This window comes from Rhodococcus sp. MEB032 (genome assembly GCF_030208925.1).
In the GTDB taxonomy this organism is placed as follows: Bacteria; Actinomycetota; Actinomycetes; order Mycobacteriales; family Mycobacteriaceae; genus Rhodococcus_F; species Rhodococcus_F qingshengii.
Genome location: NZ_JARVSY010000010.1, coordinates 634550 through 649738 on the forward strand (window position 1 = coordinate 634550; position 15189 = coordinate 649738).

Below are 15189 nucleotides of genomic sequence, written 5' to 3' on the forward strand. Positions count from 1 at the left end.
TGTCAGCGTTGGTTTTGCTTTTTCGCTTGCGCCACGAGCCCACCACCGAGAATCAGACGCTGGATCTCGCTGGTTCCCTCGTACAGGCGCAACAGGCGAACTTCACGGTAGATGCGTTCGACCGGCACACCGCGCATGTACCCGTTGCCCCCGTGGATCTGCACGGCGAGATCTGCGACCTTGCCCACCATCTCGGTGCAGAAAAGCTTTGCCGCCGAAGGCCCGAGACGGCGATCCTCACCGCTGACGTACCGCGCGGCCACCTCGCGCACCATCGCGCGCCCTGCCATCACACCGGCTTGCTGGTCTGCCAACATCGCTTGAACCAGCTGGAAGTCGCCGATCGCGGTGCCGCCCTGTTCCGTGACCACGGAGAACGCGACAGATTCGTCGAGCGCTCGCTGTGCTGCTCCCACCGAGAGCGCCGCGATATGGACTCGTCCGCGCGCGAGAGACGTCATCGCTGCGCGGTATCCGGTGTCCTGGTCGCCACCGACGAGGGCCGACTCGGGAACCCGGACGTTGTCGAAGGTGACCTCGGAGGTCCAAGCACCTTCTTGACCCATCTTCTTGTCCTTGGGACCGACCGTGACACCTGGCGTGTCAGCCGGAACCAGGAACACTGCAATTCCCGGACCATCGGAATCCGCCGGGCGAGTGCGCGCGAACACCACGAACAGCTGCGCCAGTGGAGCATTGGTGATGAACCGCTTGTTGCCGTCGATCACCCAGTCGGATCCATCCAGCACTGCCTTGGTCCGAAGGCCGGCCGGGTTGGAGCCCGCGCCCGGTTCGGTGAGAGCAAAGGAAGCCACGACATCACCGGAGGCGATGCGCTCGAGCCACTGAGCCTTCTGCTCGTCGGTACCGAAGCCGACCAGCACCTGTCCGGCAATTCCGTTGTTGGTACCGAACATCGAACGCAGCGCCAGAGACGTGTAGCCGAATTCCATTGCCAGTTCGACGTCTTGGGTGAGGTCGAGTCCGAGCCCACCCCATTCCTGAGGGATCGCGTAACCGAAGAGCCCGATAGCTGCGGCCTTCTTGCGTATGTCCTCAGGAATGGCGTCGGTGTCGGCTATCTCCTGCTCACGCGGAACTACTTCCTTACGGATGAACTCCCGCGCAGTCGCCAAGATATCTGCGAAGTCATCTGCGTCGACCTGCATTCCCACCACCCACCTTGCTGTTTCCGAAGTCCATGCCGTCCCCCGAAGTCAATACCGTGAGGCAATCGGAGTCAAAGACCTGAAAACGAACCGAAGGTAAGGCAGAACCTATAGCAAGCTTCAGACGGTGCGCAGTTCCCGCTTCAGTAGCTTGCCGCTCTGGTTGCGCGGAAGCTCGGCCACGAAACGGACATGCTTGGGCACCTTGAACGGAGCGATTCGCTCCTTGACGTGGGCAATCAACGCCTCGGGCGTCAACTCGTCGTTGCCGTCCTTGAGCACGACGATCGCGGTGACGGCCTCGATCCACTTCTCGTCGGGCGTACCGATCACGGCAACTTCTGCCACGGCGGGGTGCGTGTAGACCGCATCTTCGACCTCGCGTGACGCCACCAGGATGCCGCCGGTGTTGATGACGTCCTTGATCCGGTCGACGACCGTGATGAACCCTTCTTCGTCCCGCACGACCAGATCGCCCGAATGGAACCAGCCGTCACGGAAGGCCTCGGCGGTGGCTTCCGGATTCTCCCAGTAGCCGTTGCACAGCTGCGGTGAGCGGTAGAGAACCTCGCCGGCCTCACCGTCGGCGACATCGTTTCCGTCGGCGTCGACGACGCGGGTTTCGACGAAGAACACCGCGCGACCACAGGAAGACGGGCGATCAGCATGCTCGCTGGGCTGGAGAACTGTTGCCAGTGGGCCGATTTCGGACTGGCCGAAGCAGTTGTAGAAACCGATGTCCGGGTAGCGCTCGCGCAGACGATTGAGCACGGTGACCGGCATGATCGAGGCGCCATACTGCGCCTTCTTCAGCGACGACAGATCGCGGGTCTCGAGGTCCGGATGGTTGGCCAGCGGCACCCACACGGTCGGCGCCAGGAACAGCGATCCGATCTTTTCGGCTTCGACACGGCGCAGGATTTCCGGGATGTCCGGCGCCTGCATCAGACTGACCGTCGCGCCGACGGACAGGTAGGGCAGCATGAAGACGTGCATGCCCGCGGAGTGGTACATCGGCATGCAGATCAGCGGGTTGTCGTTCTTGTCGAGGCCGAGCGCGATCACCGAGGACACGTACTCGTGAACCAGTGCACCGTGAGACATCATGGCGCCCTTGGGCTTCGAGGTGGTGCCCGAGGTGTACAGGAGTTGCGCCAGATCGGTCGACGTCGCACGCGGTTCGAAGACCGGCACCTCGCCTGCCTCACCGATCGTGACGACGGACAGTTCCGCGTCCCGCAGTGCGATCACGTGATCGAGATCGAGGTCGGAGCGTACCGAGTCGAGTGTCGGTGCCAATGCCGGATCCACCAACACCGCGCGGGCGCCTGACTGCGCCACGAGGTACCGGAGTTCCTCCCCCTTCAGTGCGTAATTGACGGGAACATGCACCAAACCTGCTCGTGCACAGGCAAGAAATCCGATTGCATAGGCGTCGGAGTTGGTTCCGTATGCCGCGACGCGGTCGCCGTGTTCGAGCCCCAGACCGAGCAAGTAGGCGGCGACCCGCGTCACCGCGTCGTCGAGTTCGCGGTAGGTGCGAGTGCGATCTTCGAAGACGACGGCTACACGGTCGGGGTACTTGGCTGCCGAGCGCCGAAGCACTCCGTCGACAGTGTTGGTGCGTGGATCCAGGCTCATGCGCCTCAGGTTATAGGACGTCCAACTAAACCGGAAGAGCGATCGTTACTTATTGCGCCATTCGGGCTTTCGCTTGTCTACAAAGGCCTGCATACCTTCCTGAGCGTCGCAGGTCACGGCGTTGGTTGCCATAGTTTCCGCCATCGCCTCGTACGCCTGCGCTTGTGGCAGATCGATCTGGCGATAGAACGCCTGCTTACCGATCTTCACCGTCAAGGGGCTGGCCGTCGTGATCTTGGCGGCCAGTTCGCGCACCTCTCGGTCCAGGTCTTCGGGCGCGACGACGAAGTTCACCAGACCCCAGTCCGCAGCGGTGTCGGCGTCGATCGTCTGCCCGGTGAGCAACATCTGCATCGAGCGCTTGCGCCCTACTGCCCTGCTCAGCGCCACCATGGGCGTCGAGCAGAACAGTCCGATCTTGACGCCCGGCGTGCCGAAGACAGCATTCGACGCAGCAACAACCAGATCACACGACGCGGCCAGTTGGCAGCCCGCCGCGATAGCCGGGCCCTGTACTGCGGCAATCACCGGCTGCGGAATCCGCTGTACGGTCTCCATCATCTCGGTACAGCCGTCGAAGATCGCCCGCTCGTCCTCGAGGGTTCTCCCGATCATCTCCGTCAGATCGTGTCCGGCGGAGAACACCGGGCCTTCGGCGCGCACGATCACGACCCGCACGCGCTCGTCTACAGACAATTCGACAAGGGCAGCCGTCACCTCACGCATGGTCTCCGCCGAGAGCGGATTGCGCCGCGCCGGCCGATCGAGCGTCAGGAAACCGAGTCCCACCGATTCCTCGACGGAAATCTTCACTGCAGTGTCTTCTACCTGTGTCTGCGACATGTGTTCTCTCTACCAATCGAATCCGTCCCGGTCAACGAGACGAAAAGGACATCCACTCGCACCGCGTCGATACGGTCCGGTCAATACTTCGCCACTACGAGGAGTGCCCATGAGCACCGATGCCGCCGTCACCACTGATCTCGAAGAGATTCTGCGCGCTCAGCAGGAAGCAACTCGAGCCGCTGGTCTTCCGTCCGCGCAGACACGACGCGAGCGCATTCAACGCGTCGTCGATCTCCTGGTGGCAAACCACAAGGATCTGACCGAGGCGATCAACGAAGACTTCGGCGGCCGAATCCCGGCCTACTCGGTGATGAATGACGTTCTCGGGTCGATGGTTTCACTCAAGCACGTTCGTGATTCGCTCGAAGAGTGGATGATTCGCTCACCGAGAGCTACCGGAGCGATGCAGGACCAGTTGGGTGCCACGGCGTACGTGTCGTACCAGCCGAAGGGTTCGATCGGCATCATCGGAACCTGGAATGCTCCCCTGTTCACTCTCCTGAGCCCGCTCGCCTGCGCCCTCGGAGCAGGAAATCGCGCCGTTCTCAAACCGTCGGAGATCGTGCCCAATACTGCGGCCGTCCTGGCCGAGGCGTCTCGTCGAACTCTCGACCCCGTGGAGGTCGCGGTGGTGACCGGCGGCCCGGAAGTCGCTGATCTGCTGACGTCGCTGCCTTTCGACCACCTCGTCTTCACCGGCAGCACGACCGTCGGAAAGCTGGTCATGGCCAATGCTGCGAAGAACCTGGTGCCGGTCACCCTCGAACTCGGCGGCAAGTCACCGAGCGTCTTGAGCCGCAGTGCCGATATCAGCTCTGCTGCTTCGCGTTTGGCTATCGCGAAGTCCACCAACGCCGGTCAACTCTGTGTCTCTCCCGATCTGATCTACGTTCCGCGCGAGAACACGGAAGCATTCATCGACGCGTTCACCGACCAGTTCACGGGACTGTTTCCCACGATCGCCGACAACAAAGACATGGTCTCGATAGTCAGCGATCGTCACCTCGCACGCATCGAGGGGTACATCGCGGACGCCGAAGAACGTGGGGCACGGATCATCACCGTTCCCGACGAAGAACTCTCCGCAGACACTCGTCGTCGCCCACTGCGAATCGTGGTCGACCCTCCGACCGACGCGCAGATCATGAAGGAGGAGATCTTCGGGCCGGCCGTCGTCGTCTTGCCGTACGACCAACTCGACAACGTCGTCGCCGACATCAATTCACGACCGAAACCGTTGGCGCTGTACTACTTCGGAACCGATCTGGACGAGAAGGAATCCGTACTCGAACGCACCGTCTCGGGCGGCGTCACCATCAACGACGCGATGTCTCACCCCGGGCTGAGCGACGCACCCTTCGGCGGCGTCGGGGCTTCGGGCATCGGGCACTACCACGGCCGTGAGGGTTTCCTGGAGTTCAGTCACGCGCGAACGGTATTCGAAGCAGCGCAGCATGACCCACGCGGTGAATGGGGAATGCTCCCGCCGTACGGTGAGGGTTTCGAGCAGATGATGTTGGCTCAGGTAACGCCCTAGGGCCTCCGGCCCCGTGCGCCTTTTTGGTAGTTCGCGCTACCGGAAAGGCGCACCGGCAAGGCCGCGGCTGAGGAACTCCACCAGCTGACCCGGTTCGGTATCCACCGACTCGATCAGTTGGATCAACTCCTTCTTGTCTTCTACCGCAAGCGGTTCGATGCCACCGAACGTGCGCATCGTGGACCCGGCCGGAAGAACACGAGCACACACGAGTGTGCCTGGCTCGAGGTTCAGCGAGCCCCACTCGTCCGTGACCTTCACCAGATGCCCGTTGCGGACGTCGCTGAGGGTCACCAACTGTCCCGGCTCCGTCGAGGCGACCTTGTACACCGAGCGCGGAATCGACAACCACTGATCGGCCAGTTCGCGTTCGTCGGCAGGCAGCAGTTCTCCGCGGCGCTCGACAAAAGCTGCGAAAATACCCGCATCGAACAAGGCAGCGTCGACGGCCAAACCACCTTCGACGGCCAGCGTCAGTGCTTCTTCGCTGTTGAACTGCTCGGCACGGATGAGCGCAAGATCGAACACGGCGTCGAAGTACTCCGGCGTGCGCGAGAACAACTGAGCCTTGACGTAGAGCCAGCTGGCCCGGTCGTCGAACGTCACCTCGGACTTACCGAGATGGCAAACCTTGAACTTTCGACCGGAACCGCACCAGCACTTGTCATTTCGTCCGAGTTCGGGGTGCTCGGCCGGGGCGTAGCGCTGAAGAACCTCGTGCAGAACCTCGGACTCGCCACCCTCGATTCGGCCCAGCAAAGCCAGCGCGCGCGTCACATCGCTTCGATCGGCGGCCAGTAGCGCCAGATCGAAGATCGCGGGAGTCCAGTCGGGATCGAGATCGTGCGCTGATTCGTACGACGCCTCAGCGGCCAGGATCTTGCCGAGACGATCCGAAGCCTTGCCCGCCAGCCAGTGCGCTGCCGGCTTGACACGACGCGACCCTTTTTCGGCGAGAGCAGTTGCAACAGAATGCAATACGGAATCATGATCGTCGAGTTCGGACAACAGCTCCAACGCTGCCGCAGCCGCGGGCGGCTCGGCGAGGCCGGCGAAGGCCTGCGGATCCTCCTTGATCTGCTTGCGCGCCCAGTCCGAGACATCGTCGACGCCTTCGGCTTTCGCGGCCATGACCACATCGACGAAGGCGATCACCGACGCGGCTTCTTCGGGGTGCAGATTCTCGCGGACCTCGAGCATGCGAGCCCGGTTCGCCAGGTGGTATGCCTCGAAATCGAATCCGTCGACCGCAACGTAGTCACCGTCGCGGACGTAACCTGACGCCTCGAGCATCTCGCCCAGCGGGGCGGTCGGCTGACGGAACAGCGACGGCTCGTCGAGCATCAACTGCCAGACAATGGCATCGAGGGTGTCAGCACCGATGTCGGCAAGGACCGTCGCCAGGTGCTCGCCGAATCCGGGTGCGGGATCCAGTACCTCGGGGATGGTGCAGAGCGTCAGCTCACGGTCAGCGACGAACAATCCGATCAAGTCACCTGCCGAGCACTCGGCAAGGGTGTCGGTGTCGAGTAGAAAGCCTTCGTCGTGTGGGAACTCCGGATCTTCGATCCCACGATCAGCCAACAGGTCGTCGTCTATCCCGCGGTGCACGACGCTGATGCCATGAATCTCGTCGTCGTCACGATCGAGGAACACCCGCAGCATCATCAGATCGGGGTTCGCGTCGAGAACGCCGGACTTTATTTCGGCTTCGGTGAGCCGATGGGTCAGCACTCGATGCTCGAACAACGTGTCGAGGGCGGCGTACCGTTCCTCACTCAAGTATCCGAGCAACGGGTCCTCGACGTACTCGACGAATTCGGTCATGTCCTCGGCTGTGCCGTGGCCGGCGTCAGCCAACAGAGTGCCCCAGTCCGCCGCTGTCTGCGGGCCGTGCTCACGCAACAACTCCATCGCGGCTTCGGCGATCAAGTCATTGGCATCCATCGGTTCGTTCACCTATCCAACTTTAACGGGGTCGACTCGATACATCGTCACCGGTCATCGGTCGAGTGATCGGCGCCTCCACGCAACTCGCGCACCAGTTCTTCGGCCTCGAGATCTTCGGAAGCGAGAACCTCGAGCACCCTCGCAGCCTGCGATTCCGTTGCCATGACCACAACACCCACCGCAAACGCGCCAGTGGGGGCCGTCAGGACCCGAGCACTGATCACATCACCTGGCTTGCCTTCGACCGAGTGAGCAACCGTGACGGTCTCCTTGGACCCACGATCGAGCAGCACGACGCCGGTGTCGGACGTTTCGATCACCTCGTACACCGACCTCCGGATTCCGAGCCACTGTGCGGCTGTCACAACTTCCGCCTCCGGAAGTAGTTCGCTGCGTCTGGCCAAGAATTCGGCAAAGATTCCACCCTCGAACAGAGCGACGTCCAGTGCCGAGCCGTCGAAGATCGTGGCCGCGATCAGTTCGTCCTCGGAGAGACTTTCGTTTTCGAGATCGTCGAGCCCGGTCACGATGTCGACGAATTCGGAGGCAAACGCAAACAGGCATGCCTTCTTGTACAGCCACCGACCGTCCGCCTTGACGGATTCATCGGTCTTTCCGAGGTGGCAGACCTTGTACTTGCGGCCGGAACCGCACCAACACTTGTCGTTTCGTCCGAGTTCCGGGTGATCGGCTGGGACGAAGTCCTGCAGTACGGCGTAGAGATTCTCTTCGGTTCCGCCGTCGATCCGCCCGAGCAGTGACAGCGCCCGGGTCGCGTCGCCCCGGTCCGACGCGAACTGAGCCAGCTCGAACAAAGCCGGACCCCAACCGGATTCGGCAAGGACCGCTTTCTCGTAGTGCGCTTCCGCTTCGAGGACGCGTCCCAGCCGATCGACGGCCTTACCGGCGAGCCAATGAGCCGCCGCCCGCACCGACCGTGGCCCTCGCTCGGCCAGTTCGGAGGCAAGCGCTTCGAGGATTGCGTCGGTCACCGGGTCCTGATTCCGAAATCCGAGATCGAACACGGCCACTGCAGCACCCGGATCTGCCAGTGAGACAAAAGAGTCCGGAGCAGCGCTCACATGACGGTGGGCCCAGTCCGCGATATCGAAGTCGGCGATGACCGCGTCGGTGTATCCGCGGTCCGCCAGATCGACAAACGCAACGGCAGAGACTGCCTCGTCGTGGGTCAGGTCGTAGGTACTGGCCGCCAAGGCTGTCCGAATCTGCAGGTCGTAGGCGTCGAAGTCGAATCCCCGCCGAGCCAGTAGCTCACGCTCGTGCTCGTAACCTGCCACCTCGAAGATCTCACCCAGCGGCGCAACAGGAACCGTGAAGAGTGACGGATCCTCGATCAGGAGTTGCCAGCACACAGAATCCAGGGCCTCGACTCCGTCCTCCTCGAAGAGTTCGCCGAGCGCCGGAGCAAGATCGGGTTCGTCCTCGATCTCGACCAGACGAAACGCAAGTGTTCCGTCTTCGACAGCCAAGCCGACGAGATCACCGTCGGCGCACTCGCCGAGGGTTCCGGCCGGAAGTACCACAACTCGTCGACTCCGGAAGGGAGCAGCTCCGCGTTCGGAGGCTGCTTCTTCCGCCAGGGCCACCCGGATCGCCCCGTCGTCGTCGCCGAATGCCAAGATCGGTTCCAGGTCGGGGCTCGCGTCAAGGATGTCCGACGCAATTTCGACTTCGCTGAGCCGGTGAGTGAACACGAGCCCTTCGAGGACCGTGTCGAGAGCGACGTACTTTCCGTTGGGCAGGTACCCGAGCATCGGTTCGGACAGGTACTCGAGTACATCGGCCAACTCGGTCGCAGTTCCGTACTCCTCGAGATGGGTCGCCCACTCTTCGAGACTCAGCGGGCCTTGCTCGCGCAGAACAGCCAAAGCAGCGGAGGCAATGGAACCGGCAGCGTCGTCGTCGAAATCAGTCACCCGCCAATGGTAGGCGACCTATTGCAGCCCACTGAGCCCCTCGCCCAGCACGGTCGCACCGAGGATCGTCAGGATGACCGTCATCATCACCGCGTTGTTGGCGGTCATCCATGCCTTCGCGGACGCGAGGATCTCGTCGGCACGCTTGCCGGAGAACACCTTCACCAGGATCGGCGACGCGATGCCGACGCTCGCGATGACCGTGAAGATCACCGCGGCAACAATCTGTTGGGCAACGACATTCGTGGCGACCGCGATAGTGGCCGCACCGGATACCGCCAGCGCTGCATTCTTGGGATTGACCGCCGCGGACAAGAACGCCAATCCGAACGCCTTCCGCGGAGTCAACCCGTCGACGCTCTTCATCCACTTCGGAACTGTCGGCTCACTCCCGTTTCGCGGACGCGCGCGCCACTGCTTGTATGCCAAGCCGAACAGGACAAGACCCAACACGATTCGTACGACGCTCGACCACACCGAAGTCTGCGACGACTCCGACTCCGCAAACGAATAGTCCGCGATCACGATGGTCACCGCGACGACTGCCGAGATTCCGAGGACCCACCCGAGTAGAAAAGATGCCGCCCCTCGATGTGCTCCAGCGGTGATCATGACGAGCACGATCACCGCCATGGGCATCGAGACGAAAAGCAGGCCGAGGGCAATCGGAAGAGACAAACCGATCGCAGCTAGCACCGAAAACCTCCAGTTGAATGCACGATCGACGATCGATTCGAGGTCGAAATCACGACGTCGGAGGCAGCATGACCTCGATGAGATGCGGGCCGGGTTCCGCCAGCGCTGCGGCAAACTGTTCGGCCAACTCCTCCGCTGTGTTCGCCCGCGACGCGGGCACTCCCAACCCCTCGGAGATCTTGACGTAGTCCATGTTCGGAGATGACAGATCCAACATCGACTGTGCGACGACGCCGCCACCTTCTGCGCCGACTCGTTGCAGTTCGCCACGCAGGATGGCGTATGCGCGATTGTTGAGCAGAATCGTCGTGACGTTCAACATCTCTCGCGCCTGCGTCCACAACGCCGTGATGGTGTACATCGCGCTTCCGTCGGCTTCGAGATTGATCACCGGTCGCTCCGGCGCTGCCACAGCGGCGCCCGTCGCCACCGGGATGCCCTGGCCGATGGCACCTCCGGTGAGCGTGAGCACGTCGTGGCGCGGCGCTCCGGCAAGGGCAATCGGGATCGCCCAACCGGAAGTCGCCGCCTCGTCGGAGATGATGGCGTCGCCTGGCAGCAGGGCGCCGATCACGTCGGCCCAATTTCGAACGTCCAGAGGCCCGCTCGGCAGCGCCGGCCGATTCGCTTCCTGCAAAACAGGTTCGACTCCCGGTGCCACGAGTTCGGCCACTGCCTCCAGTGCACCGGCAACATCGTCGCCGACGCTTGCCAGCGTTGTCACCGCAGCACCCTCCGGTGCCAGATCGCTCGGTTTTCCGGGATACGCAAAGAACGAGACCGGCGAAACCGCTCCGGCCAGAACCAGCTGAGTTGTTCCGCGAAGTTGTTCGGTGGCGTGCTCGGCGAAGTATCCCAAGCGCTCGAATGACGGTAGCCCCGCACCGCGTTGAAGCCTGGCTGGAAAAGTCTCGATCAGAATCTGTGCACCGGTCGCGACCGCAATTCGGGAAGCGGCGCGCAGCCCAGCTTCGGAACAGGCTGCGCCGCCCAGCAGTAGCGTGGCGCGACCCTCGGCATTGAGCGCGCCCACCACCGAGTCGATCTGTTTTGCAGAAACTTCCGCCCGCGGCGGTATGTCCCGAGGACCCGCAAGAACTCCACCTTCGCCCCACGAGACGTCGGCGGGGAGGACAAGTGTGGCAATGTGCCCGGGCGGATTCATCGAGGCGGCAACGGCGTCGGCCGCGTCGCTACCGACGGTCGCGGTGGATTCGGAACGTCGACTCCACCCCTCCAACCATTCGGTCAGCGCATCGATGTTCGATTCGAGAGGAGCGTCGAAACCGTGGTGGTAGGTCGCGTGGTCCCCGACGATGTTCACGATGGGGGTGTGGGCGCGGCGCGCGTTGTGAAGGTTCGCCAGTCCGTTCGCCATACCGGGGCCCAGATGGAGCAGCGTCGCGGCGGGCTTTCCGGCGATCCGTGCGTAGCCGTCCGCGGCACCGGTCACGGCGCCCTCGAACAAGCCGAGTACCGCACGCATCTGCGGAACGGAATCGAGTGCGGCGACAAAATGCATCTCGGACGTTCCTGGATTGCCGAAGCACACCTCGACGCCCGAGTCGACCAGGCTTTGGATAAGCGACTGTGCACCGTTCATTTCGATCACCTCTTCTTCATGAAAAGCTGCGAATGCTTCCTGCGCTTCATCGTGAGCAACCGAACTCCCGGTGCGTGCTCCTCGATCCGAACAGTCATCCGTACCTCCGTCGTGGCCGAGAGTCTCGATTCAAGCTACTCGGTCGGGAGTTCAGCGTTCGTAGCCCTTGCGCATATCGTCGACGATGCGTGGCCGGTCGAGCGTCGAGGGTTCCAACTCCCGCCTCGGGCGATCGCGAGGAAACACCGAGGCCGACGCCAGCGTCGGCTCGTCGAGGAACCGTAGTTCCGGCACATCAGCGGGCAGACGAAGCTCGGGCGGCGTGGAACCTCTTTGCGCGAGCACATATCCCCAGTCACCGAAGCTCGGCACGAAAACGTGATAGGGCGAGACGCTCAGTCCGACAGCCGATACCGTCGACACCGTTCTCCAGTACGCATCCGGTGTCGAGTACGGGCTGCCGGACTGGACGACCATCAGCCCGCCCGGATTCATCGCGGCAGCGGCAAGTCCGTAGAACTCCATCGAATACAAGCGGCCGAGTGCGGGGGTGTCGGGATCTGGGAGGTCGACGATCACCGCATCGAAACCCGGTTCCGGACGCTCTCGCAGCCACCGAAACGCGTCGTCGAGTACGACGTCCACCCGTGGATCCTCGAGCGCTCCCTCGTTCAGATCACGAAGACGCGTGTTGGCCAACTCGATGACTGCCGGATCGAGTTCCACTTGAACGATCTGCTCGACGCTGTTCATTCGCAGCACTTCCCGTGCAGCGAGGCCGTCACCGCCGCCCAGAATCAGCACGCGCCGGGGGTCGTTCACCAGGGCCGGATACACCAGCGACTCCGTGTACCGATGCTCGTCGACACTGGAGAACTGCAGGTCTCCGTCGAGGAACAGGCGCACGTCGTTCCCCCGCTCGGTGACGACGATTTCCTGGTACACCGATCGCTCGGCGGCCACCACGGGATCGGTGTAGAGCCGCTGCCTCGACGTGGTCTCGATGTCCGACGCTGCGATCAGCAACCATCCGATCAAACTTGCTGCCAACAGCATTGCGACGACGGCGATCGATCGTGCGCGCAGGCTGAGCTGCCACCGAAGGAGTATCAGCGCGACCACTGCCGCAGCCACGAGATTGATCATGCCGGTGAGTGCGGCACCGCGAATCATTCCCGCCCACGGCAACAGTACGAACGGCCACAGCAGACCACCGATCAATGCGCCGAGGTAGTCGGCGGCATTGAGGTTGGCCAGTACCTTTCCGGTGCTCTGTGCGTCGTTGTCGCTGCGACCGGACTGCAAGAGCGTCATCAGCAGAGGCACTTCGGCACCGACGAGGATGCCGATCAGCGCGGTCGCCGCCACCAGAACTGCTGCGCTGGAACCGAAGAACGTGAAGGTCACGTACAGCGTGACGGCACTGAATCCGCCGATCAGCCCGAGCAGTATCTCGACCGTCACGAACGAAACGGCAGCGTGTCCCAGCAGAGGTTTGGCGGCCAGCGCTCCGATACCCAGAGCCGCAACAAATCCCGCGACGATCAACGACGTCTGGGTGATGCCGCCGCCGGTCAGACTCACGCTGAGTGTCAACAGGGCCAGCTCGTAGATCAGGCCACACGCAGCGCACGCCGCAACAGCCGCAAGGAGAAGGACGCGTGCGCGCGGGCCGAGCATCGTCGAACGCTCGTCAACTGTCACATCGGGATCAGCGGCAACCATCAGGTGAGCGCTGCGGCGTTCACCAAACCGATGGACAGCAAGCTCACACCCACAGCCCACGCGGCGCCACACATCTTCGGATCCTGCACCAGCGCAACCAACTTGCCGGGAAGGAATGCGTTCATCAATCGCAGCGCGATCGCTTGCAACACGATCGCGAACAGTCCGTACACCGCGGAGTCGGCGAGTCCCTGAGCAAAGCCGTCCGAACTGGTCAGGATTGCCGTCACCACGATGATCGCCAGCGCAAGATGATTGGAGGCCAACAGAATCGCAGCGTTCGGGTTCTTGTCGACGTAAACCTGGTGGCGGAGATTTCCGGGTGTCATGAGGTCGAGGACCAGGAATCCCGTCGCCAGAACCGCTGCACCGACGACGAAGTAGGCGAGGGTGCCGAGAACGCCCCCGACGAGCAATGCCGGATCCACCGTTCCGATCTCGACGGAAGTGGATGCAAAGATGTTCGTCACGCCGTTCTCCTTCTCATTGAGCATTACCGTCATTTGGCACTACCCGAGCCGCCGCTGCCACTGCTTCCACCCGCCGGGGATCCCGGGTTGAAGCCCGGTCCCAGGTACGCGTATCCGCCGCTGCGATACGTGCCGTCGATGTCCTCTACCTTGATGGTGCTGCCACCGCCCGAAGCCGAACTGACAGTGACGATGTCGTCGTCGTAGCGCAGGTATTCGTTGCCGCCGTCAGCACTTCGCGCCGCTGGTTCGTCCGCGTCGACAATCCGTGAGACGGTCGTGCCCACTGGATCTTTCGACGAGTACAACACGACGTCGCCATCCTGGGACGTCTTGGAATAGTTGTCCGCGATGAAGTCTTTGGCTCCACCACCGCACGCCGACAACATAATTGCGGCCGCCAGCATCACCGGAGCAAACCACGTCCGCCCCCTCACGGGCGCCACCTACTGCGCGTCTTCACGATCACTCCTGTCCCCTCCCCCGGGTACAAATGCCAACTCTGCCAACTCCACCCCTGGCGGTCTCGCACGCCACACAACGCGGTCAACGCTGTGTCGTCGCCGGGAAAGGATCCGCAGATCCAACCGTCCTGGCCGGCGGACTCTCTCAACGATGCAGCTTCCGAATCGAATTCGACTCGGTCCAGGATCAGCGAGGAAGACTCGAACCGGTAGTTTTCCGTGGACTCCACTGCCGGCAAGGGTTCACCGCCGGCGGCAAGAGCATCGCACGAAACCTGCTCGGTCAGTTCCTTTCCCGACGCCCAGGCCGTCACCACGTGCGAAGCCCCGAGCACTCCGAGTGTCAGCGTCGCGTCGGAAGTTCCGATCACCAACTCGGCGAGGGTCGGTGGCGCAGGAGCTCCCAGTACCAACCCCAGTGCCGAGGCATCCACGTCGGTCGGCTCCACGTCGAGTAGATACAGGCTCATTCCGGGGGGCCCGAGTGGATGACAGTGAGTTCGCTGCGAGTGACCGCCCGTCCCGTGGAAACCTCCCACGACTGTCCGCGCGCCCACTTCTCGAATGCAATCAGGCCGGTCTTGTCTGCGGTCGCATAGTCCGCGTATTCCATCGAGCCGGAAGGGGCCGTACCCGTCGTACCCTCGGCCGTGAACTTCGCCGTTCCACTTTCGATCTTGCGGTGAACCTTGTCGTCGAGAATGACGTCGCCGTTCGGGACCAGGTTGGTTCCTTCTCGACGCATCCAGAGAGTCATCTCCAATTCGCCCTCGTCGTCCTCGACCGTCAACCAACGACGACCGGTCGAACCGTCGAGAAGGTGCTCACGCCAGATGTACCCCTCTTCGTCGAGCGTGATGGTCCCTCGAACAACATGGTCGATACCCGCGTACGTGATGATGTCGCCGACCCCGATCTTGTGGGGGTCGTACACCTCGGGATAGTCGGCGAGCGGGTCGACGCGAGCATTCGGCTTACCCTGGCGTCCACGCAGGACCACAAACACGACGGCAGCGATCACTACGAGTATCAGGACAACTATCAGCACGTTGGTCAACGGTTTCTCCGAAATCGTCTCGGCAGGGTTGCCGCGGGCCATACCCTACCGATCCGTTCTCAGCCTTTTCGGATGAGACTGCCGGCAATCCGGC

At 62.6% G+C, this 15189-nt stretch carries 13 protein-coding genes; 1 reads left to right on the forward strand and 12 read right to left on the reverse strand.

What is annotated here, in order from left to right; translation table 11 throughout:
• Positions 1-2: 2 nt before the first annotated feature.
• The 3 genes from QRN54_RS13265 to QRN54_RS13275 all read right to left on the reverse strand — a co-directional run bounded on the left by QRN54_RS13265 (position 3) and on the right by QRN54_RS13275 (position 3653).
• Positions 3-1169, reverse strand: coding sequence for an acyl-CoA dehydrogenase family protein (locus tag QRN54_RS13265; RefSeq protein WP_007729538.1), 1167 nt, complete (start codon positions 1167-1169; stop codon positions 3-5).
• A 120-nt stretch (positions 1170-1289) separates the two neighbouring features.
• Positions 1290-2810 carry an acyl-CoA synthetase gene (locus tag QRN54_RS13270; RefSeq protein ID WP_063315749.1) on the reverse strand — a complete coding sequence of 507 codons (1521 nt, stop codon included), beginning with the start codon at positions 2808-2810 and terminating at the stop codon, positions 1290-1292.
• Between the two features lie 45 nt (positions 2811-2855).
• Positions 2856-3653 (reverse strand): enoyl-CoA hydratase, encoded by a 798-nt coding sequence (locus tag QRN54_RS13275; RefSeq protein WP_003939812.1) that lies wholly within the window; start codon positions 3651-3653, stop codon positions 2856-2858.
• 109 nt (positions 3654-3762) lie between these two features.
• Between QRN54_RS13275 and QRN54_RS13280 the strand changes: the two genes are divergently transcribed.
• Entirely contained in the window at positions 3763-5193 is a 1431-nt protein-coding gene (locus QRN54_RS13280) for a coniferyl aldehyde dehydrogenase (RefSeq protein WP_063315748.1), read from the forward strand.
• Positions 5194-5229: 36 nt separating this feature from the next.
• Here QRN54_RS13280 and QRN54_RS13285 read toward each other — a convergent pair whose 3' ends face one another.
• The 9 genes from QRN54_RS13285 to QRN54_RS13325 all read right to left on the reverse strand — a co-directional run bounded on the left by QRN54_RS13285 (position 5230) and on the right by QRN54_RS13325 (position 15137).
• Complete coding sequence (locus tag QRN54_RS13285) at positions 5230-7152, reverse strand: SEC-C domain-containing protein (protein WP_285182124.1); 1923 nt, start codon at positions 7150-7152, stop codon at positions 5230-5232.
• A 35-nt stretch (positions 7153-7187) separates the two neighbouring features.
• Complete coding sequence (locus QRN54_RS13290) at positions 7188-9080, reverse strand: SEC-C metal-binding domain-containing protein (RefSeq protein ID WP_234551271.1); 1893 nt, start codon at positions 9078-9080, stop codon at positions 7188-7190.
• Positions 9081-9098: 18 nt separating this feature from the next.
• Positions 9099-9776 (reverse strand): GAP family protein, encoded by a 678-nt coding sequence (locus QRN54_RS13295; RefSeq protein WP_030537205.1) that lies wholly within the window; start codon positions 9774-9776, stop codon positions 9099-9101.
• Between the two features lie 49 nt (positions 9777-9825).
• Positions 9826-11379: an acetolactate synthase large subunit gene (locus tag QRN54_RS13300; RefSeq protein WP_063316036.1), complete on the reverse strand. Its 1554-nt coding sequence runs from the start codon at positions 11377-11379 to the stop codon at positions 9826-9828.
• A gap of 150 nt (positions 11380-11529) precedes the next feature.
• On the reverse strand, positions 11530-13104 hold the full coding sequence (locus QRN54_RS13305) for a polyamine aminopropyltransferase (RefSeq protein ID WP_064074246.1): 1575 nt from the start codon (positions 13102-13104) through the stop codon (positions 11530-11532).
• Positions 13104-13607, reverse strand: a complete 504-nt coding sequence (locus QRN54_RS13310) for a DUF350 domain-containing protein (RefSeq protein WP_042448576.1) — start codon at positions 13605-13607, stop codon at positions 13104-13106. The genes QRN54_RS13305 and QRN54_RS13310 overlap by 1 nt, the downstream gene beginning before the upstream one ends.
• Positions 13604-13981, reverse strand: a complete 378-nt coding sequence (locus tag QRN54_RS13315; RefSeq protein WP_042448578.1) for a DUF4247 domain-containing protein — start codon at positions 13979-13981, stop codon at positions 13604-13606. Before QRN54_RS13315 ends, QRN54_RS13310 begins: the two co-directional genes overlap by 4 nt.
• 26 nt (positions 13982-14007) lie before the next feature.
• Complete coding sequence (locus QRN54_RS13320; protein WP_042448582.1) at positions 14008-14508, reverse strand: DUF2617 family protein; 501 nt, start codon at positions 14506-14508, stop codon at positions 14008-14010.
• Positions 14505-15137, reverse strand: coding sequence for a DUF4178 domain-containing protein (locus QRN54_RS13325; RefSeq protein ID WP_050654601.1), 633 nt, complete (start codon positions 15135-15137; stop codon positions 14505-14507). The genes QRN54_RS13320 and QRN54_RS13325 overlap by 4 nt, the downstream gene beginning before the upstream one ends.
• Positions 15138-15189 lie beyond the last annotated feature (52 nt).

Bases quoted from the DNA above. Each gene is read 5' to 3' on its own strand.
- QRN54_RS13270 (WP_063315749.1), bottom strand. From the start codon at position 2,810: ATGAGCCTGGATCCACGCACCAACACTGTCGACGGAGTGCTTCGGCGC.
- QRN54_RS13325 (WP_050654601.1), bottom strand. From the start codon at position 15,137: ATGGCCCGCGGCAACCCTGCCGAGACGATTTCGGAGAAACCGTTGACC.
- QRN54_RS13315 (WP_042448578.1), bottom strand. From the start codon at position 13,981: ATGCTGGCGGCCGCAATTATGTTGTCGGCGTGCGGTGGTGGAGCCAAA.
- QRN54_RS13305 (WP_064074246.1), bottom strand. From the start codon at position 13,104: ATGGTTGCCGCTGATCCCGATGTGACAGTTGACGAGCGTTCGACGATG.
- QRN54_RS13300 (WP_063316036.1), bottom strand. From the start codon at position 11,379: ATGAACGGTGCACAGTCGCTTATCCAAAGCCTGGTCGACTCGGGCGTC.
- QRN54_RS13310 (WP_042448576.1), bottom strand. From the start codon at position 13,607: ATGACGGTAATGCTCAATGAGAAGGAGAACGGCGTGACGAACATCTTT.
- QRN54_RS13320 (WP_042448582.1), bottom strand. From the start codon at position 14,508: ATGAGCCTGTATCTACTCGACGTGGAGCCGACCGACGTGGATGCCTCG.
- QRN54_RS13275 (WP_003939812.1), bottom strand. From the start codon at position 3,653: ATGTCGCAGACACAGGTAGAAGACACTGCAGTGAAGATTTCCGTCGAG.
- QRN54_RS13280 (WP_063315748.1), top strand. From the start codon at position 3,763: ATGAGCACCGATGCCGCCGTCACCACTGATCTCGAAGAGATTCTGCGC.
- QRN54_RS13265 (WP_007729538.1), bottom strand. From the start codon at position 1,169: ATGCAGGTCGACGCAGATGACTTCGCAGATATCTTGGCGACTGCGCGG.